Source organism: Micromonospora sp. NBC_01796 (assembly GCF_035917455.1).
Lineage (GTDB): Bacteria > Actinomycetota > Actinomycetes > Mycobacteriales > Micromonosporaceae > Micromonospora_G.
The window spans coordinates 919,022-945,010 of record NZ_CP109078.1; the positions used below are offsets into that span (position 1 = coordinate 919,022).

Consider the following 25,989-nt stretch of genomic DNA (forward strand, 5'->3'; position numbering starts at 1 on the left):
GCTGGTCCGGCGACCATGCGGACGGACAGGAAGGACGGCCCCACCAGCCAGGACAGCTGACCTGCTCCGGGTAGGACAGGCACCGGGACGCGCACGGGCGTCCCGGTGCCTGTCCGTTGCGGTGTCCTAGAGTGGGCCGGTGACCGAGACCGGGCCGGCGGCGACGCGGACGATCCGTCCGCCCGACGGCTACGCGCTGGCCGCCTCGGTCGGACTGCTGGCAATGGGCGGACACGACCCCTGTGCCCGGTTCGCCGACGGGGCGTTCTGGTGGGCCACCCGTACCCCGGCCGGGCCGGGGACGCTGGCGCTGCGGCGTACCGGTGGGGAGTTGCTGGCCACCGGCTACGGACCCGGCGCCGACTGGGTGGTGGAGCGGGCCGACGCGGTCGCCGGGCTCCGCGACGACCTCACCGGCTTCGCCGAACTCGCCGCCCGGCATCCGGTGGTGGCCGAACTCGCGCACGTGCACCGGGGGCTGCGGCTGCCCGCCACCGGGCAGGTCTTCCCCCGGCTGCTGCGCACGATCATGGAGCAGAAGGTCACCGGCAAGGAGGCGTACCGGGGTTACGCCGCCACCGTCCGGCACTTCGGGACCCCGGCCCCCGGGCCGCTGGCGTCGCTCTGGGCACCACCGGACCCGGCCGACGTGGCGGCGGCGCCCTACTGGGTGTTCCACCCGTTCGGGGTGGAACAACGGCGGGCCGACACGCTGCGCCGGGCCGCCGCGGTCGCGGACCGGCTGGAGCGGTGCGCGGACTCGGCCGAGGCGACCCGGCGGCTGACCGCCATCGCCGGCATCGGACCGTGGACCGCCGCCGAGGTCGTCCGGATCGGGTACGGCGACGCCGACGCGGTCAGCGTCGGTGATTACCACATCCCGAACACGGTCGCCTGGGCGCTGGCCGGGCAGGCGCGGGCGGACGACGCCCGGATGCTCGAGTTGCTGGAGCCGTTCCGGGGACATCGCGGGCGGGTCTGCGTACTGCTGGCGGCTGCCGGCGTACACGCGCCGCGCTTCGGCCCCCGGACGCCGATCCGTTCCTTCGCCCGGTTCTGAGCGCTGCCCGCTAGCGGGTCAGGCGGCGCAGGGCGGCGGCGAGGTTCCGGGCGTACAGGTGCTGGAAGGCCACCCCGAACGGCCCGGCGGCGGTCATCAACCACCCGGCCGGACGGCTGAACGCGGTGACGCTAAACCAGACCTCGCCCCGGTCGTCCCGCTCGACCAGGAACGCCTCCTCGCCCCGGGCCGGATGGCCGGGCAGGGTGCCGTAGCCGAAGCCGGCCCGCGACGCGTCGGCCACCGCCCACACCACCCGGCAGGGCGCACGCAGCCGCAGCGGGCCGAGACCGAGACCGGCGACCACCGTGACGCCCTCGGCGGCGCGGGGTCCGGTCGCCTCGATCCTGACCCCGGCGGCCCGGTGCAGGCGCCAGTCGAGTACGGCTTCGCCGGCCGCCGCAAAGTCCACCCGGCCGATCGAGGTGCGGTACCGCAGGTGCCGGTAACCCGGCGGAAGCTGGCCGGTACGGGTCGCGCCGACCTCGTCGTACGTCAGTGGATCCACCCGGGCCGACCTCCCGCCGTCGCCATCCCGACCGGGTGCGACAGACCCGGGGTCGTCAACATCCGGTACGCCTCAGGCGGCCTCGCGGAGGTCCGCCAGGGTGAGCGGGGTACGGGCCCGGAGCAGCCGGTCGAGCGCCTCGACGGTCGCCACCTCGCCCAGCACGTTCCGTCCCCCGCCGACCTCGGCCGGATAGCACCGGACCAGCCGGTACAGGTACCGCCCCTGAATCCGCTCGACACTCACCTGCCACCGCCCGCAGCAGGTGCAAACCCAACCTCGCATCCGGCGAACATAGCTCTGACCTGCGAAAACGCCGACCCGAACCGGTCGGGTGGGGCCGGCGGGGCAGGCGTGACGGGGGTGACGTCACAGTCCCTCGATCCTCCGGTACAGCGCCCGCACGGAGAGCACCGCCGACCGGATCTCCTGCACCACCGCGTCCGTACGGGAGGGCGGCAGCCAGGGGCTGACGGCGGCATCCAGGCCCACCGTGTCGATCGAGCACCCGTGCCGGAGACCGAGCATGTGTACGGCGTCGCAGTGCTGGAACGGGACGAACAGGTCCGTGGTGACCAGCAACAACCGCTCCCCCTCGGCGGGCTCGGCCATTTCCGCCCAGCCGAACAGGCTGTCCGCGGTGTTGGCGCGCTGACCGGGCCGCGACGACGCCACCGCCAGGGCGTGCACGGCCGGTTGCCGGTCGAGGTACGAGCGCACCCACCACCCCTCGCCCAACTCGGTCTCCCCGGACCGTCGCCGGGTCGGCTCGCCCAGTGCGAAGGCCCGCCGCAGCCCCTCGTCGACCGCGTCGCCCTCGGTGGGGCAGTCGCGCAGACCGATCTCCCGGACGGCGTCCTCCTGGTCGACGAGCGGCCGGGTCCCGCCCAGTCCGGCGACGGTCCCGGTGACGACCCCGGCCCGGAGCACGGAAGCGGCGAAGTCGGCGCGGGCCACGGAGGTGCGTACGCCGCCGCCGAGCACCAGCAGGTGGTCGTAGCTCCGGTGGGCGGGCGTCTGCCTGCCGGCGAGGCCGAGCGACGTCGCCGCCGCGCGGATCAGCTCGTCGACCTCCGGGGCGAAGTCCACCCGCCGGGCCTGGTGGCGTTCGCGTCCCTCGCGGAAGTTCCAGTGTTCGGCGGTGAACCGTTCCAGCTCGTCCAGGCGGGGGCCGAGCGGGCCCGGCAGGGGTGACGGGTGACCGAACGCGACGAGCAGGGCGGACATCGCCGCCGAGCCGGTCCAGGCGTCGATCGTGTCGGCGATCCCGGCTCGGCGATCGGCACCCGGTTCGACGTTCGGCAGCGGCACGACGGGAAAAACCGGGACGTCCGTCATCGGCTGGTCAGTACGTCGGCCAGGTTGAACCGGACCGCCCGTTCGAGCTGGGCGTACGTGCAGGTGTGCGGGTCGCGGTCCGGCCGCCAGCGCTCGAACTGGGTGGTGTGCCGGAACCGTACGCCCTCCATGTAGTCGTAGCGGACCTCGACGACCCGCTCGGGGCGCAGGGGCACGAAGGAGAGGTCCTTGCCGGCGTTCCACCGGCTCACCTCGTTCTTACGCGGGGTACGTTCGCCCTGCTCATGCGCGGCGTAGTTCCACGGGTGCCCGTCCATCGAGGTGACCAGGGGCTGCAACTCGACGAAGAGTTCCTCCCGTACGGCCATCGAGAACGCGCCGATCACCCCGACCGAGACGAGTACGTCACGCTCGTCGTAGAGGCCGAGCAGCAAGGAGCCGATCCGGTTGTCGGCGGACTTGTGCACCCGGTAGCCGGCGAGTACGCAGTCGGCGGTGCGCTTGTGCTTGATCTTCGTCATGACCCGCTTGTCCGGCTGGTAGGCCAACCCGGGGTCCTTCGCGATCAACCCGTCGAGGCCGGCGCCCTCGAACTCCTCGAACCACCGGCGGGCGGTCGCCTCGTCCTCGGTGACCGGGGTGACGTGGATCGGTGGCTTCGCGTCGGCGAGACACCGCTCCAGCAGCTCGCGCCGCTGCGCGAACGACCGGTCGGTCAGGTCGTCGTCGCCGAGTGCCAGCAGGTCGAAGGCGACGAAGCTGGCCGGGGTCTGTTCCGCGAGCAGCTTCACCCGGCTGGCGGCGGGGTGGATGCGCTGCTGCAACGCCTCGAAGTCGAGGGTGTTCCGGTCCGTGTCGGCGACGATGATCTCGCCGTCGATCACCGCCCGGTCCGGGAAGTTCGCCCGTACGGCCTCGACGATCTCGGGGAAGTAGCGGGTCATCGGCTTCTCGTTGCGGCTACCGATCTCCACCTCGTCGCCGTCGCGGAAGATGATGGATCGGAACCCGTCCCACTTCGGTTCGTAGAGCTGCCCGGCCGGGATGTCCCCGATCGGCTTGGCGAGCATGGGCGCGACGGGTGGCATCACCGGTAGATCCATGCGGCCCATCGTCCCCGCTGGGGTGTGGGGATGTCCACGAAATCATCGGCGCGCCGGACAGGACCGCACGGGTGAGCACGGTGACCGGCGATCCGGTACGGAGACGACCGCGTAGCCTGGCCACTGAGCCGATCGGGAGGATCTCTGGTGACCAGCACGCCCCGTCCACCGCTGCGCCGCCGGATGACTCGACGGTGGCGGGTGCTCGCCACCGTCGTCGCCGCCTCCCTGGTGCTGAGCGGCTGCACGTTGCCGGTCTTCGCGCCGCGTACGGACAACGTCCCGGACCGTGCACCGGCCGGGCCGGTCGGCGCGGCGGCGAACTGGCAGCCGTGCCCGGAGACGCCGAAGGACCTCGTCGGCCGGTCCGCACCGGACATGCGCTACGACTGCGCCACGATCGCCGTACCCCGGGACTGGCAGGCGGCCGGCGCCACGACGGGCGCCACCGCGACCCCCGGCGGGGCCGGGGCGACCTTCGACATCGCCCTGATCCGGGTCCGCTCGACCAAACAGAAGGACCGGATCGGCTCGTTGCTGATCAATCCGGGCGGGCCGGGCGGCTCCGGCGTGGACACCGCCGTCTACCTCTCCTTCGGCTCCGCCTTCGGCGGCCTGCCCGACGACATCACCGAACGGTTCGACCTGGTCGGCTTCGACCCGCGCGGGGTGTCCCGGTCCAGCCCGGTCAAGTGCATCTCCGACGCCGACCTGGACTCGAACTTCGGGTACGACCCCGACCCGCAGACCCAGGCCGAGTTCGACGCCTCGGTGGCGCTGTCCCAGCGGATCGGCGAGGAGTGCGGCGACAAGTACGGCGACCAGCTCCGCCTCTACTCCACCGAGCAGGCGGCCCGGGACATGGACGCAATCCGGGCGGCCGTGGGCGACGAGAAGATGACCTACCTCGGGTACTCGTACGGGACCCTGCTCGGGGCGACGTACGCCCAGCTCTTCCCGCGCAACATCCGGGCACTCGTGCTGGACGGGGCGGTCGACCCGGAGCAGGACGTGGTGGCCGGCTCGGAGAGCCAGGCCAAGGGGTTCGAGTTGGCGTTCACCAACTTCACCCAGTGGTGCGCCCGGACTCCGGCCCGGTGCCCGATCGCGCCGGACGCGCGCGGCGCCGTCACCGACGCGCTGGCCAAGGCCGACGTCTCCCCGGTACGCGGACGCAACGGCAGGACCGCGACCGGCGGCTGGGTGATGTACGCGGTGATCTCCTCCCTCTACACCGAGTCCGGTTGGGAGGAACTGGCCAAGGGCATCGACGAGTTGGCCGGCGGCGACCCGACCCAGGTGTTCGAGCTGGCCGACTCGTACGCCGAGCGCACCGCCGACGGCCACTACTCCAACCTGTTCGACGCGAACCTGGCGATCAACTGCGCGGACGAGGACAGCGTCCCCGACCTGGCCCGGATCCGTGAACTCCAGTCGCAGTGGCGGACGAAGTACCCGCTGTTCGGGGCGCCGCTGGCGGTGGGCCTGCTGAGCTGCCTGTACTGGCCGGGGCAGCGGGACCCGTACCCGACCGGGGCGGCGACCGGGGCGCCGCCGATCCTGGTGGTCGGCACCACCGGCGACCCGGCCACCCCGTACGAGCAGACACCGAAACTGGCCGGCATGCTCGGCGTCGGCAAGGTGCTGACGTGGGAGGGCGAGGGGCACACCGCGTACCCGCAGACGGCGTGCATCACCCGGGCGGTGGACGCGTACCTGCTCGACCTCACCGTGCCGGCCGCCGGCCTGCGCTGCCCGCCCCGGTGACCGTACGACGCGCCGTGTCAGGCTGGCCGGTGTGACGCAGACCAGTTTCCGGGCCGCCCGGCGAACCGACGTACCGGCGATCGTGGCACTGCTCGCCGACGACGAACTCGGCGCCACCCGGGAGATCGTCGGTGAGGGGACCGACGCCGCGTACTGGGCCGCGTTCGAGGCGATCGACGCGGACCCGCGCAACGTACTGGTCGTGGCCGACGAGGGCGGCGAGGTGGTCGGCACGTTGCAGCTCACCTTCATCCCGTCGCTCACCCGCGGCGGTGCCGAGCGCGCCGAGATCGAAGGCGTACGGGTACGCGCCGACCGCCGGGGCGACGGCCTCGGCCAACTCCTGATCGGCTGGGCGGTGGAGCAGGCCCGGGATCGGGGCTGCGGGCTGGTCCAACTGACCACGGACAAACAACGTACGGCGGCGCACCGGTTCTACGCCCGGCTGGGTTTCCGGGCCAGCCACGAGGGTTTGAAGCTCTCGCTGTAGACGCCGACGGCCCACCGCAGAACACGACGGGCCGTCGGCGCGCGGGGCGGATCCGGCTACCCCGCGAGCGGTGGTCAGGTGGTGCGCGAGGTGCTCGCGATCCGTCGGAGCATCGCCTCGGCCAGCTTGTCGTAGTCGATCGGCGTCGGCTTGAGCGCCGACTCCGCCTGGAACTTCAACACGGCCGTCACGTCGCGACGGAGCTGGTTGAACTCACGGACGAAACGCATCTCCCGAACGCCTCCGTCCGTGGTCTCCTGCATGTCGAGCAGCGCGTCGGTGGCCTGCCAGGCCACGGACAACGCACCATCCTGCGCCGGGGTCATCATGTCGCTTTCCTCATCCTTGGGTGGGTCTCCGAGCGCGATCGCGAGGATCCGCTCCATCAACGGGCGGTCGGCGCAGCGGCGTCGGTCGAGGCTCAGGTGCCAGTGCCACAGGTGTGAGCTGTCCGAGGTGGCCGACACGTTGCGTACGTTGTCCCAGCCGTCCACCACCTTGTCGCCGTCGACGTTGCAGTAGATCTCCCGGACCTCCTCCAGTTCACCGGCTCTCATCGCGGTGAGCAGCCGTTTCGACTGGGCGATCATGGGTTCGGTGGCACCGGGGGTGAAGTCGAAACCGGCGATGTGCCGTAGTTGCTCGGCGGTCGGTCCGGTCTGGGCGGTGTACGTGCGGTTGGTGCAGAGTGGACTCTTCTCCACGAATTCCTGCGATCGGTGCGCACCCCTGAGGTGCAGGTGGTCGCCCTTGGTTCCCGCGGCGGCGCGGGGGCGACCGGTACGCCGGCACAGTTCGTCTCCGAGCCAGTTCAGCTCGGCGGTGACGATCTCGCGGCGTACCCAGGGATCGGCGTTGAATTCTGCCTGCGTGGCCATGTAGGCACCGCTTCCCGAACACGTACCGACCTGTTCATGGGCAGGGGCGTACCGCCGACGGCGGTGAGCAGCGCCCGCCCGAGAGGTCGAATGGTCGGTCCGTGGTCTGCTTGTTACTCTAAGCAACGACCGCCCTGACCTGCGGGTTCGTCCCGGCGGGGAGGATGGCACATTGTGCGATCACACCTAGCCACAACCGGTTGACCAATGCGTCGTTATTCGGATTTCCCGTCGGTCTGCCGGGCCCGGCTGGGCTGGACGCGCTTCGGCTCGCCCGGCATCTTCGGGTGGTCCGGCGGGTACGGCAGGTCCCCCGAGCCGCCCCGGTCATCCCGCTGCGCCCACTCCAGCAGCGGGGTGATGTCCCACGGTGCCTCGTCCATCCCGGCGTGCGGGTCGCCGATCTTCGCCATCCGTGGCGGGACCGTACGCAGGTCGAAGTCGTCCGGCTCCACGTCCGGCAACTCGTCCCAGGTGACCGGGGTGGAGACGGTGGCGCGGGCGTTGGCCCGCAGCGAGTACGCGCAGGCGATGGTCCGGTCGCGGGCCATCTGGTTGTAGTCGAGGAACACCTTCTCGCCCCGCTGTTCCTTCCACCACGAGGTGGTCGCCAGGTCGGGGCGGCGCCGCTCGATCTCGCGGGCGAAGGCGATCACCGCGCGGCGTACCTCGGTGTACGTCCACCGGGGCTCGATCCGCAGGTAGACGTGCACGCCGCGACCACCGGAGGTCTTCGGCCAGCCGGTCGCGCCGAGTTCGTCGAGCAGTCCCCGGACCTCGCCGGCCACGGTCACCGCGTCACCGAAGTCGGTCCCCGGCTGCGGGTCGAGGTCGATCCGGAGTTCGTCGGGGCGGTCGACGTCGGCCGAACGCACCGGCCAGGGGTGGAAGACCACGGTCCCCATCTGCGCGGCCCACGCGACGTGGGCCAGGTCCGCCGGGCAGAGCTCGTCGGCGGTACGACCGCTGGGGAACTTGATCTCCGCGGTCTGCACCCACGGAGGTACGCCCCGGGCGGGCACCCGCTTCTGGAAGAACATCTCCCCCTCGATCCCGTCGGGGAAGCGCTGCAGGGTGGTGGGACGCGATCCCAGCGCCTGCATGATCCCGTCGCCGACCGAGAGGTAGTAGTCGAAGACGTCCTTCTTCGTGTAGCCGCGGCTCGGGAACATGACGCGGTCCGGGCTGCTCAGCCGTACCTGATGTCCCGCCACCTCGACCTCGACGGGTGGTGCCTTCGCGCTGCCGACCATGCCGCGACCATATGTCAACCACGGGCCCCGCAGGTCCCCGGCGGGCCGGTCGGGACCCGTTACTTCGGCTCGCGGCCCCGGCGGCGCGGGCTCAGTCCCCGTCGTCGGTCGCGTCGCCCGCCCTCGGCTCGGGGGTGCAGGCCGGCACCCGCCAGTCCCGGTGGGTCTCCCAGACGTGGCAGATCAGGAAGAGTTTGCGCTCGAATCTCGGGTCCCGGCCGAGTACCCCGTCGTACGGTGCGCGCAGCCGCAGGGTGGCACCGCTGTGCAGGTAGACGGCGACCAGGGTGCGCCCGTGCCGGCGTTCCGCCCGGATGTCGACGACCAGGCGCCAGGGCGCGAAGCCGTCCAGCCCCAGCGGGACGCTGCGTACGCCGAGTTCGTCCAGGCGGGCGCCGATCCGGCGCCGGACGGCCAGGCCGTAGATCAGGCCGAGCGGCACCGGCGCCAGTACGGCCACCACGATGGATTGCGGCGGGGCGCGCAGCTGCCAGGTCCCGCCCACCAGTACGGCCAGCAGGGTCGGTCCGGTCAACGCCGACGCGGCGAGCACGATCGTGCCCACGACGCCGGCCCAGAGCCCGCTGACAATCGCTTGGCGCCAGGTCGGCCGGAAACTGGCCAGCACCGCTAGCTGATGCTTGCCGTCCTGGTCCCCGCCCGGCCTGGTGGCCGCCCGCATGCCCTTCCAACGATCGTCGTCGGCAGTTGGTAATCAGCCGTTCGGCGGGCGTCGTACCGTTGGAGTATGACTCTTGACAAGAAGGAGCTTCCCCGTACCGAGGACGAGTGGCGGGTACGCCTGTCGCCCGAGGAGTTCCGGGTGCTGCGTCAGGCCGGGACCGAGCGGGCCTGGACCGGCGAATACGTCGAAACCAAGACTTCGGGGACATATCGCTGTCGCGCCTGCGACGCGGAACTTTTCGCCAGTGACACGAAGTTCGACTCGCACTGCGGCTGGCCGAGCTTCGACCAGGCGCTGCCCGGCGCGATCCGCTACATCGAGGACCGGTCGATGGGCATGGTCCGGGTGGAGGTGCGCTGCGCCAACTGCGACTCCCACCTCGGACACCGGTTCGACGGGGAGGGCTTCACCCCGACCGACGCCCGGTACTGCATCAACTCGGTGTCGATGCGGCTCGACCCGACCGACGTACACTGACCGACCCTGATCCGACGGACGGCCGTCTCCCGGCGGCCGTCCCGACGCCCCGGTGATGCCGGCCACCGGCCCGGTGTGGCTTCAGTGCAGGAGCAGCCGGCCGCCCTGCTGGTCCACCTGGTCGGCCTGGTCGTCGTCGAGCCAGATCCCACCGGTGGCCAGGTAGCGGAACCGGTACTCGCCGGGGGCGAGCCGGACCGTCACCGTACGGCTGCCGTCCCGGCGCGGAACCAGCTCGTGCCGGCCGGGTTCCCACCCGTTGAAGCAGCCGACCACACTGACCGTGCCGGTGGGCGCGTCCTTCGGCAGCGAGAAGGTCACCCGGGTCTGGTTCCCGAACAGTCGGTTCCGTTTGATCATTTCGCCCTCCAGCCCCTGGCCTGCGGTGGTGTCACCCGCTGTCCGGTTCAACGGGCGACCCGGCGGACGAGTGGCGGGCCCGTTTTACCGGTTTCGGCCGCCTTCACCGGTCCATCCCGTCAAGCTGGACCCAGTGTCCGAAACGGGGGGATTGTCATGGCAACCTGCGAAGTCTGCGGCAACGACTACTGGCTGGCGTTCGAGGTACGGACGGTGAGCGGCGACTCGCACACGTTCGACTCGTTCGAGTGCGCGATCCAGAGCCTCGCGCCGATCTGCGAACACTGTCAGGTCCGGATCGTCGGGCACGGGGTGGAGGTGTCCGGCCGCTTCTTCTGCTGTGCGCACTGCGCCCGTGCCGTCGAGGGCGACCGTGGCGCCGCCATCAAGGACACCGTCGGCGCCCGCCCCGCCTGACCCGGCGAACCGGTCGACGCCCGCCCGCCTACGATCGCGGGATGCAACCGCGGCAGCTCACCCTCCACGTCGCCTCCTTCGCCGACCTCGACGCCCGTACGCTGCACGACCTGCTCCGGCTGCGGATCGACGTGTTCGTGGTCGAACAGGAGTGCCCGTACCCCGAGTTGGACGGGCGGGACGTCGAGCCCGGCACCCGGCACCTGTGGCTGGAGCAGGACGGCGCGCCGGTGGCGTACCTCCGGGTCCTGGCCGACCCGGACGGGGTGGAGCGGATCGGCCGGGTGGTGGTGGCCAAGCAGGCGCGCGGCGACGGCCACGCCGGCCGGCTGATGACCGAGGCGCTTGCCCTGGTCGGCGACCGGACGAGCGTGCTGGAGGCGCAGGCGCACCTGGCCGGCTTCTACGCCCGCTACGGCTACACCCCCACCGGTCCCGAGTACGTCGAGGACGGCATCCCCCACCTCCCGATGCGCCGCATCCCCGCCTGACCCCCGCCCCGCTGGGTCCGCTGGCCCCGTTGGTTGGGTCCGTTCGGTCCGGCCCCGGTCACCGCCGCGATGGGCGAGAGCCGGGGCCGTCCAGCCATCCATCCTGTTGAGACCCGCTCAGGCGGGAGTGCCGTGCCCGACGTCCCGGAGGAAACGGGACCAGGGGCCGGGGCTGAAGACCAGAATCGGCCCGTCCGGGTCCTTGCTGTCGCGTACGGCCACCAGGTGGGGCAGGTTGTCGGCGACCTCGACGCAGTTGCCCTCCGCCCCGCTGCGGCTGCTCTTGTGCCAGATGGCGCCGGTCAGCTCGGTTCGATCGGTCATCGTCTCTCCCCTGCGAACGATTTGATCACCTCGCTCGATTCTGCCTCGGGGAGGGCGAGCCGGGCGAGGTCCTTCCAGATGGCGTCGTAGGCGGCGACGTCCGCCGGCCGGTCGAGGTAGAGCGCTCCGGTCGGCCCCTCCTGGTAGACCATCGGTCGCTCACCCTCCTCCCGCCTCGGCTGCGGGAAGGTGAGCATGACAAAGGCGCCACCGGTCGAGGCCCGGTGCAGGCCGGCGGCCAGCGGCAGCACCCGGAGGCGGATGTTGGGTCGTTCGTTGAGCAGGGCCAGATGGGTGAGCTGGTCGGCCATCGCGGCGGGATCGCCCAGTGGCCGGTGCAGCACCGCCTCGCTCAGCACGACGTCGAACTGCGGCGCGGTCGGGAGTTTGCGGGTGAGCATGCGCTGCCGCTTCATGCGCAATTCGATCCGGAGTTCACGTTCCTCGTCGGACCAGTCGGGTCGGCCGATCCGCATGACCTCCTCCATGTAGCGCCGCGTCTGCAACAGCCCCGGTATCAGTTCGCCGTCGTAATGGCGGATCCGCTCGGCGGCCGCCTCCATGCTGACGTACAGCTCGAACCAGTCCGGGACGGCGTCGCCGTACGCCTGCCACCAGCCGTCGGTGGTCTCCCGCGAGAGGCTGACGAGCGTCTCGGCCAGTTCCGCCGGCGCCTGGTAGACGTCGCACAGGGTCTTGACATCGAGGGTACGGACGGCCTGGAGTCCGGTCTCGATCCGGTAGATCTTGATTGTCGAGCAGTCGAGCGCCTCGCCGGCCGTCTTGATCGACATGCCGCCCTCGTCGCGGAGCTGACGCAGGTAACGACCGAGCTGACGCCGGGGCACGCTGGTGCTGGTTTTTTCCACCTGAAATCCCTCTCTGTTACGTCCTGAAAGACAGATCGGTTGCGTCACGAAAGACCCGGCGATGCAATCGAGAAACGCGGAGGTCGGCAGCGATCGACGCCGAAAAGCGGAGCTGATGCGGGCACGGGTCATTGACGGAAATCATAGTTGGCGGAGGGCCTGCGTGATGGGAAGGCAATTCACCGATTCTCTTTACATCATCTTTGATGTACGCACATCAAAGATGATGTACGAAGAAACCGCAGTACACGCCCCAGACGATCGGGACCGCCCACCCGACGCCGGTCGCCGCGACTCATATGAAGAAAGAGTGGCTATCCGAGGCGGGATAACCACTCTTTCTCTACAAGTGTGCGATCTGGAGCGGGGTGGAGTGGGGTGGGCGGGGCAGGGAGCGGGTGGGTTAGAAGTCGGTGAAGAGGTAGGGGACGGCGTGGGGGAAGAGGGAGCGGAGTTCGGTGGCGGCCTCGGGTGGGACGGTGCCGAAGCCGCGCAGGGGCAGTTCGTCCGGGTCGAGTACGCCGTAGGCCAGGGCGGAGATGCCGGCGGCGGTCAGGGTGGCGACGGGTGGGGCGGTGGCAGTGGCGGGCGCCGCGCCGGGGCCATGGGTGACCTCCAACCGACCGTCAACCCCGTCGAGGAGGTAGGTGCCGGCGATGAACGGGTCGTCGACGATGTCGACGCGTACCCGGCCGGGGGCGGTCGGCAGGCCGCGCAGGGCGTCGACCGAGAGCAGCCGGGCCATCGGCGCGACCGAACTCGGGAAGGAGAGCCTGCTCTCGGTGTGGGTGGCGAGATCGGTGGCCCACAGTTCCGGAGTCTCGTCGGGGGCGACCACCGTGCTGATCCGGGCCACCTGGTCGACGTGGCGGGCGAAGAACTGCAGCAGCAGCGCCCGGCCGAGCGGGTTGACGGTGAGCAGGTCGTCGGCGTGCAGCGTGCCGCCGTGCCCGTCGATCGTGTAGGTGACCGCGCCGACCACCTCGCCGTCGTGCCAGGCGCTGACGATCCAGCGCTTGTCGTCCTCCCGGCGCTGGACGTCCCGGTAGTCGGGCAGGAGGGAGAAGCCGTGCCTGGACGTCAACAGCCGCTCGGTGAGAGCACGGTGGGCGTCGTACCCGTCCCGGATCCGCTGCCAGCGCAGCTCCCCCGGCAGGTCCGCGCGCAGCCACTCACCGAGGTCGGCCGGGGAGAAGCTGACCGTACGCGGCTGCGGGAGCGCGGCGAAACCGAAACGGCCGTAGAAGGAGGGTCGGAACGGGTAGAGCGCGCTGATCGGGTACCCCTCGTCGCGCAGCTCACCGAGGAGCTGGGTGAGCAGTGTACGGACGTGTCCCTGGCGGCGGGCCAGCGGATGGCTGACCACACCGGAGACCCCCACCATCGGATGTACGGTCCCCCGGACGTTCTGCCGCATCGGGATCACGCTCACCGCCGCGAGCGTCTCCTTGCCGTCCTCCACGACCAGCGTGATGTTGCCCTCGTGGTACGGCAGGTAGCCGCGGAGTTTCGCCCCCTCCTCCGGCGGCATCGGCGACCGCTCGAACGCGTACTCCTGCAGGCGCCAGCTCGTGGTGGGACGTTCCTCGTTGGCCAGTCGACGGATCTTCATTGCCCCATCCCAGCCTGCGGGCCGTCCGGGTTCAACCCCGTTTCGCTCCGGAGCGGGCGCCGCTACTGGCCGACCTTGATGCCCGGCTCCCCGGCGACGAACTGGATCGACTGGCGCGGCTCCCGGCCGGGTACGTTCACGCCCCCGCGCTTGCCGAGCGGCAGGATGACCCGGCGGTAGGTTCCCTCCAACATCATCGCGGTCGCGACGTACCAGGCGATCAGGGCGGAGACGACGAAGAACCAGGCGCCGGTCGTACGCCAGGCGGAGCTGTCGGCGATCTGGCCGACGCCGAAGGTGGTCGCCCCACCGGCGAGTGCGATCAGCACCCCGGCGAGTCCGAGGTTCACCGCGAGCGCGGCGGCGGCACCGGACCAGGTGATCGCGGCGAGTGCGACGAACCAGTACCCGAGCGCCACGAACGGGGTGGGCTGGGTCAGTACGCCGATCGAGATCAACAGGAAGAGCAGCCCGTACGCGAGCCAGAAGGCGCCCCAGATCCCGTGCATGGCGGTGGCGAGCCCGTCCCGCGCCCGGTACGCCCACATCCCGGCCAGCAACTGGGCCAGGCCGCCGAGGAACGCGGCGAACGGGAAGAGGAACTGCGGGGTGGTCGAGTTGCCGTACCAGCCGGCCAGGTTCGCGCCGACGACGAAGGTGGCGGCGGCGAAGCCGAAGAGCCCGAGGATCGAGGGCGCGGCCACCGGTTGCAGCGAGATCGTGGCGTGGTTGCGCCAGAACTGGAACTCGCCGTCGTGGCCGTCGTGCCCGTCATGACCGTCGTTGCCGCGCATGGGTTGCGCCGGGCGTGACATGTGAGACATCTCCAGACTCCCTCTCCAGCGGAGCTCACCGCCTGACGCGGCCGGGCGGCTCACGGCCCGGCCGTGGACGGCTGAGCCGGTAGCGACCGCGGACTACCCATCGGACCAGGCATTACACGGGATGTTGACTTCCCCCTTCGCCAGGAATAGCCTTCCGTCAATCTGTAAAGTTTGTGAACTGATCGGCGTCAGTCACAGTCCTGCCGTCACCCGGCGAGTAAGGAAGCGCCATGACCCCCAGCAGCGCCACGACCCCCCGCAGTAGGACCAGGGGGCGCGTCCGGCCCCGGATCGTCGCCGTACTCGCCACCGTCGTGGTCGGGCTCGCGGTGGGCGCGGTGGGCGTAACCAACGCCCTGGCCGCGACCACCGGCGCGATCACCGGGTACGGCGGCAAGTGCGTCGACGTCGCCGCCGCCAGCAACGCCAACGGCACCCAGGTGCAGCTCTACACCTGTAACGGCAGCAACGCGCAACAGTGGATCGTCGGCGACGACGGCACCATCCGGGCCCTGGGCAAATGCCTCGACGTGGCCAGCGCGTCCACCGCCAACGGGGCCAGGGTGCAGATCTGGGACTGCAACGGCAGCGGCGCCCAACAGTGGACCGCCAGCGCCGGGCTGCTGCGCAACCCGCAGGCGAACAAGTGCCTCGACGCCACCGGCCCCTCCTCCGCCGACGGGACACCTCTGCAGATCTGGGAGTGTTTCGGTGGACCCAACCAACAGTGGGTCCTGCCCACCGGCGGCGGCGGTCCCACGCCGACGCCGACGGCACCGACACCACCGCCGGGAGGCAACGTGGACCTGGGGCCGAACGTCTCCGTCTTCGACCCGTCGATGTCCAGCGCGACCATCCAGAGCCGCCTGAACACCGTGTTCAACCAGCAGGAGAGCAACCAGTTCGGCAACAACCGGTACGCGCTGCTGTTCAAGCCCGGCACGTACAACGTCGACGTCAACGTCGGCTTCTACACCCAGGTCGCCGGCCTCGGTTACCTGCCCGACAACGTCACCATCAACGGCGGTGTCCACGTCGAGGCGGACTGGTTCCAGGGCAACGCCACGCACAACTTCTGGCGCGGGGCGGAGAACCTGTCGGTGAACCCGACCTCCGGCACCGACCGGTGGGCGGTCTCCCAGGCGGCGGCGTACCGCCGGATGCACGTACGCGGAAATCTCCAGCTCGACGACGGCGGCTGGTCCAGCGGCGGCCTGCTCGCCGACACCCGGGTGGACGGCCAGGTCCGCTCCGGGTCACAGCAGCAGTGGCTCTCCCGCAACACCCAGTGGGGTAGCTGGACCGGCTCGAACTGGAACATGGTCTTCGTCGGCGCGGTCAACGCACCGGCCAACAGCTTCCCCAACCCGCCCTACACCACCGTGGCGCAGACCCCGGTGGTCCGGGAGAAGCCGTTCCTCTACGTCGACCAGGCCGGCAACTACCAGGTGTTCGTACCCTCGGTGCGGTCCAACACGACCGGGACGAGCTGGGCGTCCGGCAGCCCGGCCGGCTCGTCCCTGCCGATCAGCCAGTTCTTCGTGGTGAAGCCCGGCGCGACCGCCGCCACCATCAACGCCCAACTCGCCCAGGGCAAGCACCTGCTGTTCACGCCGGGGATCTACCACCTGAACGACACCCTGCGGGTGACCCGACCGGACACGGTGGTGCTCGGCCTCGGCCTGGCCACGCTGGTGCCGGACAACGGCGTGGTCGCGATGAGCGTCGCCGACGTCGACGGGGTCAAGGTCGCCGGGCTGCTCTTCGACGCCGGCCCGACCAACTCGCCCGTGCTGATGGAGGTCGGCCCGACCGGCTCGTCGGCGAACCACTCGGCCAACCCCACCTCCCTGCACGACCTGTACTTCCGGGTCGGCGGCGCGGCGGTCGGCAAGGCCACCGTGAGCCTGCGGGTGAACAGCTCGAACGTGATCGGCGACCACCTGTGGATCTGGCGCGGGGACCACACGTACGGCGTCGGCTGGAACGTCAACACCGCCGACACCGGCCTGATCGTCAACGGTGCCGACGTCACCATGTACGGGCTCTTCGTCGAGCACTACCAGAAGTACCAGACCATCTGGAACGGCGAACGGGGCCGGACGTACTTCTACCAGAACGAGATCCCGTACGACGTGCCGAACCAGGCGAGCTGGCAGAACGGCTCCCAACAGGGGTACGCGGCGTACAAGGTGGCCGACTCGGTCAACACCCACGAGGCGTGGGGGCTGGGCAGCTACTGCTTCTTCAACGCGAACCCGTCGGTGGTGCTGGGGCACTCGTTCGAGGTGCCGAACAAGGCGGGGGTCCGGTTCCACAACATGGTCACGGTCTCGCTCGGCGGTGGCACCGGAAGCATCCGGAACATCATCAACAACGCCGGTGGTCCGGCGAACTCGACCACAACCGTCTCCACACTGGTCAACTACCCCTGATCGGGTGAACGCGGAGCGGGCCACGGCAGAAAGCGCCGTGGCCCGCTCCGCGTCGACGTCACGGCAGGCTGGTGACCAGTTCGCTGACCGAACGGCGGCGCCCGGTGTAGAACGGGACCTCCTCGCGTACGTGCCGGCGGGCCCGGGAGGCGCGCAGGTCACGCATCAGGTCGACGATCCGGTGCAGTTCGTCGGCCTCGAAGGCGAGCATCCACTCGTAGTCGCCGAGGGCGAACGAGGCGACCGTGTTGGCCCGTACGTCGGGGTAGCCCCTGGCCATCCGGCCGTGCTCGGCGAGCATCTCCCGGCGCTCGGCGTCGGGCAGCAGGTACCACTCGTACGAGCGCACGAACGGGTAGACGCAGATGTAGTCGCGAGCCGGCTCTCCGGCCAGGAACGCGGGTACGTGACTCTTGTTGAACTCGGCCGGTCGGTGCAGCGCCATCTGGGACCAGACCGGTGCCAGTTGCCGGCCCAGTGCCGTACGCCGGAACAGCCCGTACGCCTCCTGGAGCGCGTCCGGGGTGCTCGCGTGCCACCAGATCAGCACGTCGGCGTCGGCCCGCAGCGCCGAGACGTCGTAGCTGCCCCGGATCACCACGTCCTTGCTCGCCAGGTCGGCGAAGAGCGCCTCGACCTCGGCGGCGATCCCGTCCCGGTCGGCCGGCAGCGGCCCGGTGGCCCGGAAAACCGACCACATCGTGTAGCGGACGGTGTCGTTCAGTTCCCGTAGCCGGGCCGCGTTGCTCTGTTCCGCAGCAGAATCCGTACTCATCCCGTGGCTCCTCCCAACGCCTTGACGATCTCTTCAGCGGCCGTCTCGCCGGACCGTACGCAGATCGGCACGCCGACCCCGTCGTAGCCGGCGCCGGCCAGTGCCAGCGTCGGGTGGCTCGCCCGCAGGGTGCTCCGGGCCGCCGCTACCCGGTCCAGGTGTCCCGGCTGGTACTGCGGCAGCGCCCCGCCCCACCGTTGCACGTGGCTCGCCACCGGCTCGGGCAGTACGGCGCCGGGCAGCAGTTGCCCCAGTTCCCGGTGCACGGTCGCGATCAGTTCGGCGTCGTCGCGCTGCAACAGGTGCTCCTCGCCGTACCGGCCGACCGAGGTGCGCAGCAGGGCCAGCCCGTCCGTCCGGCGCTGGTGCGCCCACTTGGTGCTGAAGAAGGTGGCCGCCTTGATCAGTGTGCCCTCGGTGGCCGGCACCAGGATCCCGGAGAGGTCGGGCAGGGTGGCCGCCGGGACGACCAGGGTGACCAGCGCGACACTCGCGTAGTCGAGCCGGCCGACCAGGGCACCGACGCCGACGTCGACCCCGGCGAGCAGCCGGGCGGCCGGACGTGCCGGCAGGGCCAGCACCACCGCGTCCGCCTCGACCAGTTCCGGGTCACGGGTGGGCCCGATCACCAGCCGCCAGCCTGTCGGGGTGCGGCTCAGTTCGCGGACGGCCGCGCCGAGCCGGATCTGCACCCCGCCGACCGCCGTCCCGCCGCCGGTTCCGGCGGGTGCCACGAGTTGCTCGGCCGCGGCGTTGACCAGCCGGCTCAGCCCGCCCTCGACGGTGGCGAAGATCGGTCGGCCGGGGGCGCGGGGCGCGGCGGCCTGGGCCGCCCGGACCGCTCCGGCCAGGGTGTTCTCCACCCGTGCGGTGCGGGCCAGCGCGGGCATGGTGGTGGCCAGCGAGAGCAGGTCGGCCCGGCCGGCGTAGACGCCGCCGAGCATCGGGTCGACCAGCCGGTCGACCACCTCGTCGCCGAACCGGCGCCGGACCAGTTCGCCGACCGCGACGTCCTCGTCGGGGTCGAGCAGCGGGCGGCCGGCGTCGGTGTCCCGGTCCGCCGCCGGCTGCGCCACCGCGGCCACCTTCTCCAGATCACCGGGTACGCCGACCAGCGTCCCGCCGGGTACGGGCAGCAGCCGCCCGCCGAGCGCGATCGCGGCCTGCCCGGTCGCCGGGTGCACCAGGTCCTCGCCCAGCCCCAGCCGGCGGGCCAGGGCGATCGCCGCGGACTCTCCTCCGGCGGGGTCGCGGGTCAGGAACGCCTCGGCGCCGAGTTCGACGGGTGCGCCGGCGAGGGTGCCGGTGCGCAGCTTGCCGCCGAGCGAGCCGGACTGCTCGTACACGGTGATGGTGGTGCCGGCCGGTGCCCGGTCGCGCAGCCGCAACGCGGCGGCGAGGCCGGTGATCCCGCCGCCGACCACCGCGATCCGCGCCGGTTGTTCCCCGGCGTCGCCGCGCGTTCCGGTTTCCATGATCAGGCAGCTCTCATGATCAGCGGGCGGATGCCTCGTGCACCAACGCGACCACCCGGGTGAGTACGTCGGGATCGGTCTCCGGCAGCACGCCGTGCCCGAGGTTGAACACGTGTCCCGGCGTCGACTCCCCCTCGGCCAGGATCCGGCGCACCTCGGCCTCGACCACCGGCCACGGAGCGAAGAGCACAGCCGGGTCGAGGTTGCCCTGTACCGCCTTGTCCGGACCGATCCGTACGGTGGCCGCGTCCAGCGGCGTACGCCAGTCGACCCCGACCACGTCCGCCCCGGCCTCGCCCATGGCGCCGAGCAGCTCGGCGGTGCCCACCCCGAAGTGGATCCGGGGCACTCCCGCATCGGCCAGACCGGCCAGCACCCGGGCCGAGTGCGGCAGCACGAACCGCCGGTAGTCGGCCTCGGAGAGCGCACCGGCCCAGGAGTCGAAGAGCTGCACCGCGGAGGCGCCCGCGTTCACCTGCACCCGGAGGAACTCCCCGGTGATCTCGGCCAGCCGGTCGCAGAGCGCGTGCCAGACCTCGGGTGCGCCGTACATCAGGGCCTTGGTCTTGACGTGGTTGCGGGACGGGCCACCCTCCACCAGGTAGCTGGCGAGGGTGAACGGCGCCCCGGCGAACCCGATCAACGGGGTGTCACCGAGGTCGGCGACGAGCAGCCGGACCGCTTCGTCCACAAAGGAGAGATCGTCCGGGCCGATCGGCCGGATCCGCGCCACGTCGGCGGCGTCGCGTACCGGTTCGGCCACCAGCGGACCGGTGCCCGGAACGATCTCCAGGTCGACCCCGGCCGCCGCGACCGGGACCACGATGTCGCTGAACAGGATCGCGGCGTCCACCCCGTGCCGGCGTACCGGTTGCAGGGTGATCTCGCGGACCAGCTCGGGTCGGCGGCACGACTCCAGCATCGCCACGCCGGCCCGCAGGTCGCGGTACTCCGGCAGCGAGCGGCCGGCCTGGCGCATGAACCAGACCGGGGTGTGCGGCACCGGCAGCCGCCGGCAGGCACGGACGAACGGAGAGTCGGCGGGACCGGCCTGGGCGGGTTCCCCGCTCCGGCTCACATTTCCGGCAGTCGTGGTGGTCATCGGCGCAATCGTGCCACGCCCACCGGTGGCAGCGGAGGGGGCCGGGCCGATTGTGAGCACGAACGCGGACGGCGCGGCGATCCCCCACCACGCCACCGGTCGGCTTAGGCTGCGAACATGGCCGCCCCGATCGTGCTTCCCGAGACGTTCACCTCCGCGGTGGCCGGCTTGCGTGCGGCGGCGCCCCGGGATGAAATCCTGCTCGAAGAGGTGGGCGCCCCCCAGCGACTCGCCCCGTACGCCTTCGCGCTGAGCGCCACCGTGCTGCGCGACGGCGACGAGGTGGCCACCGGGCGACTCATCCTGCTGCACGACCCCGTCGGTCACGAAGCGTGGGAAGGGACACTACGCCTGGTCACGTACGTGACCGCGGAGCTGGAGATCGACCTCGCGGCCGACCCCCTGCTCCCCTCGGTCGGCTGGACCTGGCTCACCGACGCGCTCGACGCGCAGGGCGCCGACTACCGGGCCCTCGGTGGCACCGTGACCCAGACCATGTCCACCCGGTTCGGCGACCTGGCCGGGCCACCCGCCGCCGGTGACATCGAGATCCGGGCCTCCTGGACCCCTCTCGGCGCCGACCTGCACGCCCACCTGTTGGCCTGGTGCACCCTGCTGGCCTCGACCGCCGGGCTGCCCCCGCCCGGGGTGACCGCGCTGCCGGACCGCCGCCCGGCCGGCGCCGCCTGACCCCCGGATCAGGGGCCACCGGTCGCCGGCCGTCACCGTTCGGTCGTCATCGCGCGTTCGTCACCCGTCAGAGGTAGCCGTCGGCCTCCGCGCAGACCTTGTCCGCCTCTTCGAGCGCCTTCTTGAACGCGGACTCGCTGCTGGCGGTCATCGCCTTGCTGAACAGGTCGAGGCAGTTGGCGATGACCGCCTTCTGCCGGGCCTGCTCGTCCCGGTCGTTCTTGGTCCCGGTCAGGTCCTGCTCGACCGCCTTGATCCGGTCGTTGGCCGCCTCCAGGCCCCGGTTGAGCCGCTCGATCTCGCGCGAGTTCGCGGCCAGCCGGGTGTCCCGGTCGGCCACCTGGCCGGTGAGTTCCCGCTCGGTCCGGTTCAGCTCGTTGGACCTGGTCACGAAGAGCCCGGTCATCACCGCCCCGACGGTGAACAGCAGCGCGACGACGATCGAGAGCACCAGCACCGTACGGCGCTTGCCACCCGGCGCCGGTGTGCCGTACGGCAGGCCGGGTCCCGGCGGCGCGGACATCGGCTGCCCGTACGGTGCCCCCGACATCGGCACCCCCGGATAGGGCTGCGGCCCACCGACCGGCACGCCCGACGCCGGAACCCCGGAGACCGGCGCGTAGTACGGCGGCGGCACACCCGGCCCGGTCGGGGCGGGGTGGGCCACGGTCGGCGGCTCCGCCGGCTGTCCGGGCACCGCCGGAGCCGGGTGGGCCACCGTCGGCGGCTCCGTGGGCTGCCCGGCAGTGGCCGGCGGCGGATTCCCCGCTCCGGCCGGGCCGGCGGCCGGTACGGGGGCAGCGCCCGACCCGGTCACCGGCGGCAGCGGGGTGGTCGGATCGACCAGTGGCGCGTCGTCGGGACCGTTCAGGGGCTGGGACATGGGCTTCCTCCGTGGGTATGACTGAGCGCTGGATTATCCGGCCGGACCGGATGCGACGGTGGGGCACAAACGGCCCACACCGGTGATTGCGACCGATGGGCTGACCCGATGCGGGCTGTCCGGTCGACCTCAGCAGATCTTGAAGCCGTCGCAGGCGGTCTTGATGGGTACGGCCAGACCAATCCCCTCGGCGTCGCGTGCCTTCGCCGTGGCGATGCCGACGACCTGCTTCGCCCCGTTGATCACCGGGCCACCCGAGTTCCCCGGGTTGATCGGCGCGTCGAACTGGATCACCTTCCCGGGGCCGTCCTCGTTGTCGCGGAAGGCGCTGACCACACCGGTCGTCACGCTGTCCTCCAGGCCGAGCGGCGCGCCCACCACCACGATCTGCTGGCCGGACTTCACCACCTCGGGCGCGGCGACCAGGCCGGTGAAGGTGCCGTCCGTACTGAGCTGCGCGACGTCGTTGGCCTTGTCGACCTTGACGATGGTGGCCGGGAAGCGCTGGTCCGTACGCTCCAGGAAGACCTGCCTGCCGCCGCCGTTCCAGAGTTCCTCGACCACGTGGAAGTTGGTGAACAGGTTGGTGCCGCCGTTGGCGGTCGGCTTGCCGACGGCGAACGCGGTGCCGGTGAACTGCCCGGCCCGGACCCGGAAGACGCTGGGCAGGACGGCGCTGGAGATGGCCTCGGGGTTGAACACCTGCCCGGCCCGGTCCTCCAGGTTCCGGGTCTGCCCCTCGATGCCGTCCAGGCGGGCGCCGTCGGCCCGCTGCGCCTCGGCCAACCGCCGGTCGGTGTCGGCGAGCCGGCCGGTGAGCCGGTCGATCTGGTACGCCTGGAACCCGACCGCCCCGGCCAGCGCGAGCACCAGCAGCAGCGCGGTCACGCCGGGCCAGGCGAGTCGCCGCCGCGCCTTCGGCGCCGGTTCACCGACCCCGACCGGCGGGTAGGGGTAGCCGGGCGGCCCGTAACCGGTGCCCGGCGCAGGGGCGTACGCCGGCCCCGAGGACACCGGCCCGTAGCCCGGCGCGGAAACCGATGCCGGACCGTAACCGGACTCCGACCCCGGCCCGTGCACCGGGGCGGACGCCGGCCCGTAACCGGACCCGGACACCGCGCCGTGAGCGGGTGCGGAGACCGGACCGTGAGCCGGTACGGGGCCGGGGCCGGACGCCGGGCCGTATCCCGGTGCCGGTACGGGGCCGTACCCGGTGCCGGGTGCCGGCGGCGGGGTCAGCGGCGCGGTGGGGTCGGTCCGGGGCGGCTCCATCCGGGGCGGCAGCGGACCCGGCCTGACCTCGACCACCGGCTCCACCTGCGGCGATCCCGGGACACCGGACCACTGTCCGGGTCCGGGCGCGGTCCGGTCCGGTCCGTCCTCGGTCGGCTGCCGCTGGCCGGGCACCGGTGCGCCGGGGTACGGCTCGGGGCCAGGGGCGGGATGCGGGTCATAGCCAGAGGTCATGAATCGACGTCCTCCCGTAGACGTTCGTGCCACAGTCGTACCGTCGGGCGACCAGCCCGGGAATCTGCGGCAAGGAGGGACCGTACCGGCCGTGCTGAGCTTTGTCTTCCCCGATGTCTGACTCGTCCAATCCGACAAATGTACGCACCGTCCGGGCGGACAAACCGCCGCGCCGGCCCGGCTGCGTATGGCGGATGCGGGTGACCACTAGGGTTGTCAGGTGACCGACGAACCACCCCTGCGCCGTCGGGCCGCGCAAAGCCAAGCAGGGGACGAGCCGCACAGCCTGCCGGCGTCCGCGCCGGAACCCGAGACCGTGGGGCCCGACCCAACGCCTGGCGGGCCCGTTCCGCTCCTCGCCCCCCGCGACGGCACACCGGAGCCGGTGGCAACCCCTGCCGCCCTCGCCGATGTCGTCGCCCGCTTCGCCGCCGGCACCGGCCCGGTTGCCGTCGACGCCGAACGCGCCTCCGGCTACCGCTACAGCCAGCGCGCCTACCTGGTGCAGTTGCGCCGGGCCGGCGCTGGCACCGTGCTGATCGACCCGTTGCCCCTCGGCGACCTACACACCCTCGACGAGGCACTCGCCGACACCGAGTGGGTGCTCCACGCCGCCAGTCAGGATCTGCCCTGCCTGGCAGACCTGGGGCTGCGCCCGCGCCGGCTGTTCGACACCGAGTTGGCCGCCCGGCTGGCCGGTTTCGAACGCGTCGGCCTGGCCGCGCTGACCGAGCAGTTGCTCGGTTACACCCTGGAGAAACATCATTCGGCCGCCGACTGGTCGAGTCGACCGCTGCCGGACTCCTGGCTGACGTACGCCGCGCTGGACGTGGAACTCCTCACCGACCTGCGCGACCGTCTCGCTCTCGAACTGGAGGAGCAGGGCAAGCAGGACTGGGCGGCGGAGGAGTTCGCCGCGCTGGTGCTGTGGGGGGCGCAGCCGTTGCGGCAGCGACCCGACCCGTGGCGCCGTACCTCCGGTATCCACCGGGTCCGGGGCGCGCGCGCCCAGGCCCGGGTCCGGTCGATGTGGTACGCCCGCGACGCCATCGCGTCCCGGCGCGACTCCGCACCGGGTCGGGTCCTGCCGGACGCGGCGATCATCGCCGCCGCCGAGATGGACCCGAAGGACGAGCGGACCCTGCTGATGCTGCCCGGCTTCGGTGGCCGTTCGGTACGCCGGCTCGCCCGGACCTGGCTCGAGGCGCTTTCCGAGGCGAGGGCGCTGCCCGACGACGCGCTGCCGGTCAGCCCGTCGGTGGACGGGCCGCCACCACCGCACCGGTGGGCCGAGCGCGACCCGACGGCGGCGGCCCGGCTGGCCCGCTGCCGTGAGGTGGTGACCCGGATCGCGGCCGAGCACAATCTGCCGCCGGAGAACCTGATCACGCCGGACTCGGTCCGCCGGCTGGCGTGGACGCCGCCCGACGAGATCGACGAGGCGACGGTGGTCGAGACGCTGCGCGGCTACGGAGCCCGCAACTGGCAGGTCACCCTGATCGGGGAAGAGCTGACCCGGGCCCTGCCCGAGCCGGTCTGACCGCTCCGCCACCGCCCCACGTACGCCGGGGCGGTGGCGGTTCACACGGTCCTCGCGTACGGCGGCTTCAGTCTTCGAGTACGGCGTCGCGCTGTGCGGCCCAGGCCAGGGAGTGCCGGATCCCGTCCTCCAGGGTCAGTTCCGCCTTCCAGTCCAGCAACTGCCGGGCCCGGCCCGTACGGGTGTAGGAGCCGGCGGAGTCACCGGGGCGGGGACCGGTTTCGCGTACCCGCAGGGGGCGGTCGCTGACCGCGTTGAACGCGGTGACGAACTCCTTGACCGTGGTGCCGTTGCCGGTGCCGAGGTTGATCACCTCGTACGACCGCTGCGCGCCGACCGGGAGGATGTCGTCGAACCGGCGCAGCGCCTGTACGTGCGCCCGCGCCAGGTCCCAGACGTGGATGTAGTCGCGGATCCCGGACCCGTCACGGGTGGGCCAGTCGACGCCGGTGACCAGGAACTCGGTGTCCTTCTCCAGCGCGCTGATCATCATCCCGAGGGCGTGGCTGGGCCGGCGGAGCTGCAACCCGGTACGCATGGTCGGGTCCGCCCCGATCGGGTTGAAGTAGCGCAGCGAGAGTGCCCGCAGGTCGGTGGCGGCGGCGGTGTCGGCGAGGATCGTCTCCAGCATCGCCTTGGTCCGCCCGTACGGGCTGGTCGGTTCCAGGTCCGAGTTCTCGTCCACGGAGAAGTCCTCGCCGGGGCGGTAGATCGCGGCCGAGGAGCTGAACAGGACCCGCTGGCACCCGTTGCGCAGCAGGTGGTCGAGGAAGTCGACGGACTTGCCGACGTTCTCCCGGTAGTAGCGCAGCGGCTGGGCGACCGACTCGGGGACCACGATCAGCGCGGCGGCGTGCACGACCGCGGTGATGTCGGGGTGGTCGGCGAAGATCCGGTCGATCAGCGCGCCGTCGGCGATGTCCCCCTGGTAGAAGATCCGGTCCCGGGTGAACTCCCGCCGGCCGGTGTTGAGGTTGTCCAGGATCACCGGCACCAGGCCGTCATCGAGGCAGGCCGACACCACCGTGCTGCCGATGAAGCCCGCGCCGCCCGCTACCAGTACCTTCAACGCCGCCTCCGTGTCACCCCGCGCCGGTCCCGATCAACCTACCGGACCCGCGTCGGGGGCCGGGCGGACGTGGTGTGGCCCGGACCACAGACGGCGCACTGACAGCCCTAGTTACCGGCGAGTAGCATCCGGGGTA

The 25,989-nt window shown here is 71.5% G+C and carries 27 protein-coding genes; 9 read left to right on the top strand and 18 right to left on the bottom strand.

Annotated features, from left to right (window positions below; genetic code table 11):
- Window positions 1-139 precede the first annotated feature (139 nt).
- The gene (locus OIE47_RS04170; protein ID WP_326560157.1) at window positions 140-1,060 is read left to right on the top strand and encodes a DNA-3-methyladenine glycosylase family protein; all 921 of its coding nucleotides are present in this window, start codon (window positions 140-142) and stop codon (window positions 1,058-1,060) included.
- A gap of 10 nt (window positions 1,061-1,070) precedes the next feature.
- Here the strand turns inward: OIE47_RS04170 and OIE47_RS04175 are convergent, their stop codons facing one another.
- From OIE47_RS04175 to OIE47_RS04190, 4 genes are all read right to left on the bottom strand, one after another.
- Complete coding sequence (locus tag OIE47_RS04175) at window positions 1,071-1,568, bottom strand: DUF1990 family protein (RefSeq protein WP_326560158.1); 498 nt, start codon at window positions 1,566-1,568, stop codon at window positions 1,071-1,073.
- Between the two features lie 72 nt (window positions 1,569-1,640).
- Entirely contained in the window at window positions 1,641-1,853 is a 213-nt protein-coding gene (locus OIE47_RS04180; RefSeq protein ID WP_326560159.1) for a hypothetical protein, read from the bottom strand.
- An 84-nt stretch (window positions 1,854-1,937) separates the two neighbouring features.
- Complete coding sequence (locus tag OIE47_RS04185) at window positions 1,938-2,906, bottom strand: hypothetical protein (protein WP_326560160.1); 969 nt, start codon at window positions 2,904-2,906, stop codon at window positions 1,938-1,940.
- On the bottom strand, window positions 2,903-3,970 hold the full coding sequence (locus OIE47_RS04190; protein ID WP_326560161.1) for an ATP-dependent DNA ligase: 1,068 nt from the start codon (window positions 3,968-3,970) through the stop codon (window positions 2,903-2,905). Before OIE47_RS04190 ends, OIE47_RS04185 begins: the two co-directional genes overlap by 4 nt.
- 183 nt (window positions 3,971-4,153) lie before the next feature.
- Between OIE47_RS04190 and OIE47_RS04195 the strand changes: the two genes are divergently transcribed.
- Window positions 4,154-5,737 (top strand): alpha/beta hydrolase, encoded by a 1,584-nt coding sequence (locus OIE47_RS04195; protein WP_326562987.1) that lies wholly within the window; start codon window positions 4,154-4,156, stop codon window positions 5,735-5,737.
- Between the two features lie 31 nt (window positions 5,738-5,768).
- A complete protein-coding gene (locus OIE47_RS04200) occupies window positions 5,769-6,227 on the top strand; it encodes a GNAT family N-acetyltransferase (protein ID WP_326560162.1) in 459 nt (152 codons plus the stop codon).
- A gap of 74 nt (window positions 6,228-6,301) precedes the next feature.
- Here OIE47_RS04200 and OIE47_RS04205 read toward each other — a convergent pair whose 3' ends face one another.
- The 3 genes from OIE47_RS04205 to OIE47_RS04215 form a co-directional block, all read right to left on the bottom strand.
- The gene (locus OIE47_RS04205; RefSeq protein WP_326560163.1) at window positions 6,302-7,105 is read right to left on the bottom strand and encodes a hypothetical protein; all 804 of its coding nucleotides are present in this window, start codon (window positions 7,103-7,105) and stop codon (window positions 6,302-6,304) included.
- Between the two features lie 215 nt (window positions 7,106-7,320).
- On the bottom strand, window positions 7,321-8,358 hold the full coding sequence (ligD, locus tag OIE47_RS04210) for a non-homologous end-joining DNA ligase (RefSeq protein WP_326560164.1): 1,038 nt from the start codon (window positions 8,356-8,358) through the stop codon (window positions 7,321-7,323).
- A gap of 91 nt (window positions 8,359-8,449) precedes the next feature.
- The gene (locus OIE47_RS04215) at window positions 8,450-9,040 is read right to left on the bottom strand and encodes a hypothetical protein (protein WP_326560165.1); all 591 of its coding nucleotides are present in this window, start codon (window positions 9,038-9,040) and stop codon (window positions 8,450-8,452) included.
- A 66-nt stretch (window positions 9,041-9,106) separates the two neighbouring features.
- Here OIE47_RS04215 and msrB point away from each other — a divergent pair, with 66 nt between their 5' ends.
- Window positions 9,107-9,520 carry a peptide-methionine (R)-S-oxide reductase MsrB gene (gene msrB / locus OIE47_RS04220; RefSeq protein ID WP_326560166.1) on the top strand — a complete coding sequence of 138 codons (414 nt, stop codon included), beginning with the start codon at window positions 9,107-9,109 and terminating at the stop codon, window positions 9,518-9,520.
- Between the two features lie 81 nt (window positions 9,521-9,601).
- On the opposite strand, the gene OIE47_RS04225 is transcribed toward msrB, so the two are convergent.
- Complete coding sequence (locus OIE47_RS04225; RefSeq protein ID WP_326560167.1) at window positions 9,602-9,880, bottom strand: isoamylase early set domain-containing protein; 279 nt, start codon at window positions 9,878-9,880, stop codon at window positions 9,602-9,604.
- Between the two features lie 156 nt (window positions 9,881-10,036).
- Here OIE47_RS04225 and OIE47_RS04230 point away from each other — a divergent pair, with 156 nt between their 5' ends.
- Window positions 10,037-10,297, top strand: coding sequence for a Prokaryotic metallothionein (locus OIE47_RS04230; protein WP_326560168.1), 261 nt, complete (start codon window positions 10,037-10,039; stop codon window positions 10,295-10,297).
- A gap of 41 nt (window positions 10,298-10,338) precedes the next feature.
- Window positions 10,339-10,788 (top strand): GNAT family N-acetyltransferase, encoded by a 450-nt coding sequence (locus OIE47_RS04235; RefSeq protein WP_326560169.1) that lies wholly within the window; start codon window positions 10,339-10,341, stop codon window positions 10,786-10,788.
- Between the two features lie 117 nt (window positions 10,789-10,905).
- Here the strand turns inward: OIE47_RS04235 and OIE47_RS04240 are convergent, their stop codons facing one another.
- The 4 genes from OIE47_RS04240 to OIE47_RS04255 all read right to left on the bottom strand — a co-directional run bounded on the left by OIE47_RS04240 (window position 10,906) and on the right by OIE47_RS04255 (window position 14,417).
- Window positions 10,906-11,112 (bottom strand): DUF397 domain-containing protein, encoded by a 207-nt coding sequence (locus OIE47_RS04240; RefSeq protein ID WP_326560170.1) that lies wholly within the window; start codon window positions 11,110-11,112, stop codon window positions 10,906-10,908.
- Complete coding sequence (locus OIE47_RS04245) at window positions 11,109-11,981, bottom strand: helix-turn-helix domain-containing protein (protein ID WP_326560171.1); 873 nt, start codon at window positions 11,979-11,981, stop codon at window positions 11,109-11,111. The genes OIE47_RS04240 and OIE47_RS04245 overlap by 4 nt, the downstream gene beginning before the upstream one ends.
- 403 nt (window positions 11,982-12,384) lie before the next feature.
- Window positions 12,385-13,593, bottom strand: a complete 1,209-nt coding sequence (locus tag OIE47_RS04250) for a GNAT family N-acetyltransferase (RefSeq protein WP_326560172.1) — start codon at window positions 13,591-13,593, stop codon at window positions 12,385-12,387.
- 62 nt (window positions 13,594-13,655) lie between these two features.
- On the bottom strand, window positions 13,656-14,417 hold the full coding sequence (locus OIE47_RS04255; RefSeq protein WP_326560173.1) for an acetate uptake transporter family protein: 762 nt from the start codon (window positions 14,415-14,417) through the stop codon (window positions 13,656-13,658).
- Between the two features lie 230 nt (window positions 14,418-14,647).
- Here OIE47_RS04255 and OIE47_RS04260 point away from each other — a divergent pair, with 230 nt between their 5' ends.
- Window positions 14,648-16,852: a ricin-type beta-trefoil lectin domain protein gene (locus tag OIE47_RS04260; RefSeq protein WP_326560174.1), complete on the top strand. Its 2,205-nt coding sequence runs from the start codon at window positions 14,648-14,650 to the stop codon at window positions 16,850-16,852.
- A gap of 58 nt (window positions 16,853-16,910) precedes the next feature.
- Here the strand turns inward: OIE47_RS04260 and hemQ are convergent, their stop codons facing one another.
- From hemQ to hemE, 3 genes are read right to left on the bottom strand one after another with little or no spacing between them, the layout of a single operon-like run.
- The gene (gene hemQ, locus OIE47_RS04265) at window positions 16,911-17,627 is read right to left on the bottom strand and encodes a hydrogen peroxide-dependent heme synthase (protein ID WP_326560175.1); all 717 of its coding nucleotides are present in this window, start codon (window positions 17,625-17,627) and stop codon (window positions 16,911-16,913) included.
- A complete protein-coding gene (gene hemG, locus OIE47_RS04270; RefSeq protein WP_326560176.1) occupies window positions 17,624-19,102 on the bottom strand; it encodes a protoporphyrinogen oxidase in 1,479 nt (492 codons plus the stop codon). Before hemG ends, hemQ begins: the two co-directional genes overlap by 4 nt.
- A gap of 19 nt (window positions 19,103-19,121) precedes the next feature.
- Window positions 19,122-20,204 carry a uroporphyrinogen decarboxylase gene (gene hemE, locus OIE47_RS04275; protein ID WP_326560177.1) on the bottom strand — a complete coding sequence of 361 codons (1,083 nt, stop codon included), beginning with the start codon at window positions 20,202-20,204 and terminating at the stop codon, window positions 19,122-19,124.
- A gap of 117 nt (window positions 20,205-20,321) precedes the next feature.
- Here hemE and OIE47_RS04280 point away from each other — a divergent pair, with 117 nt between their 5' ends.
- Complete coding sequence (locus OIE47_RS04280; RefSeq protein WP_326560178.1) at window positions 20,322-20,894, top strand: DUF3000 domain-containing protein; 573 nt, start codon at window positions 20,322-20,324, stop codon at window positions 20,892-20,894.
- A 67-nt stretch (window positions 20,895-20,961) separates the two neighbouring features.
- Here the strand turns inward: OIE47_RS04280 and OIE47_RS04285 are convergent, their stop codons facing one another.
- Window positions 20,962-21,777 (bottom strand): hypothetical protein, encoded by an 816-nt coding sequence (locus tag OIE47_RS04285; protein WP_326560179.1) that lies wholly within the window; start codon window positions 21,775-21,777, stop codon window positions 20,962-20,964.
- 129 nt (window positions 21,778-21,906) lie between these two features.
- Entirely contained in the window at window positions 21,907-23,244 is a 1,338-nt protein-coding gene (locus OIE47_RS04290) for a S1C family serine protease (protein WP_326560180.1), read from the bottom strand.
- Window positions 23,245-23,464: 220 nt separating this feature from the next.
- On the opposite strand from OIE47_RS04290, the gene OIE47_RS04295 reads away from it, so the two are divergent.
- The gene (locus OIE47_RS04295; RefSeq protein ID WP_326560181.1) at window positions 23,465-24,784 is read left to right on the top strand and encodes a ribonuclease D; all 1,320 of its coding nucleotides are present in this window, start codon (window positions 23,465-23,467) and stop codon (window positions 24,782-24,784) included.
- Between the two features lie 67 nt (window positions 24,785-24,851).
- On the opposite strand, the gene galE is transcribed toward OIE47_RS04295, so the two are convergent.
- Window positions 24,852-25,853: a UDP-glucose 4-epimerase GalE gene (galE, locus tag OIE47_RS04300; protein ID WP_326560182.1), complete on the bottom strand. Its 1,002-nt coding sequence runs from the start codon at window positions 25,851-25,853 to the stop codon at window positions 24,852-24,854.
- Window positions 25,854-25,989 lie beyond the last annotated feature (136 nt).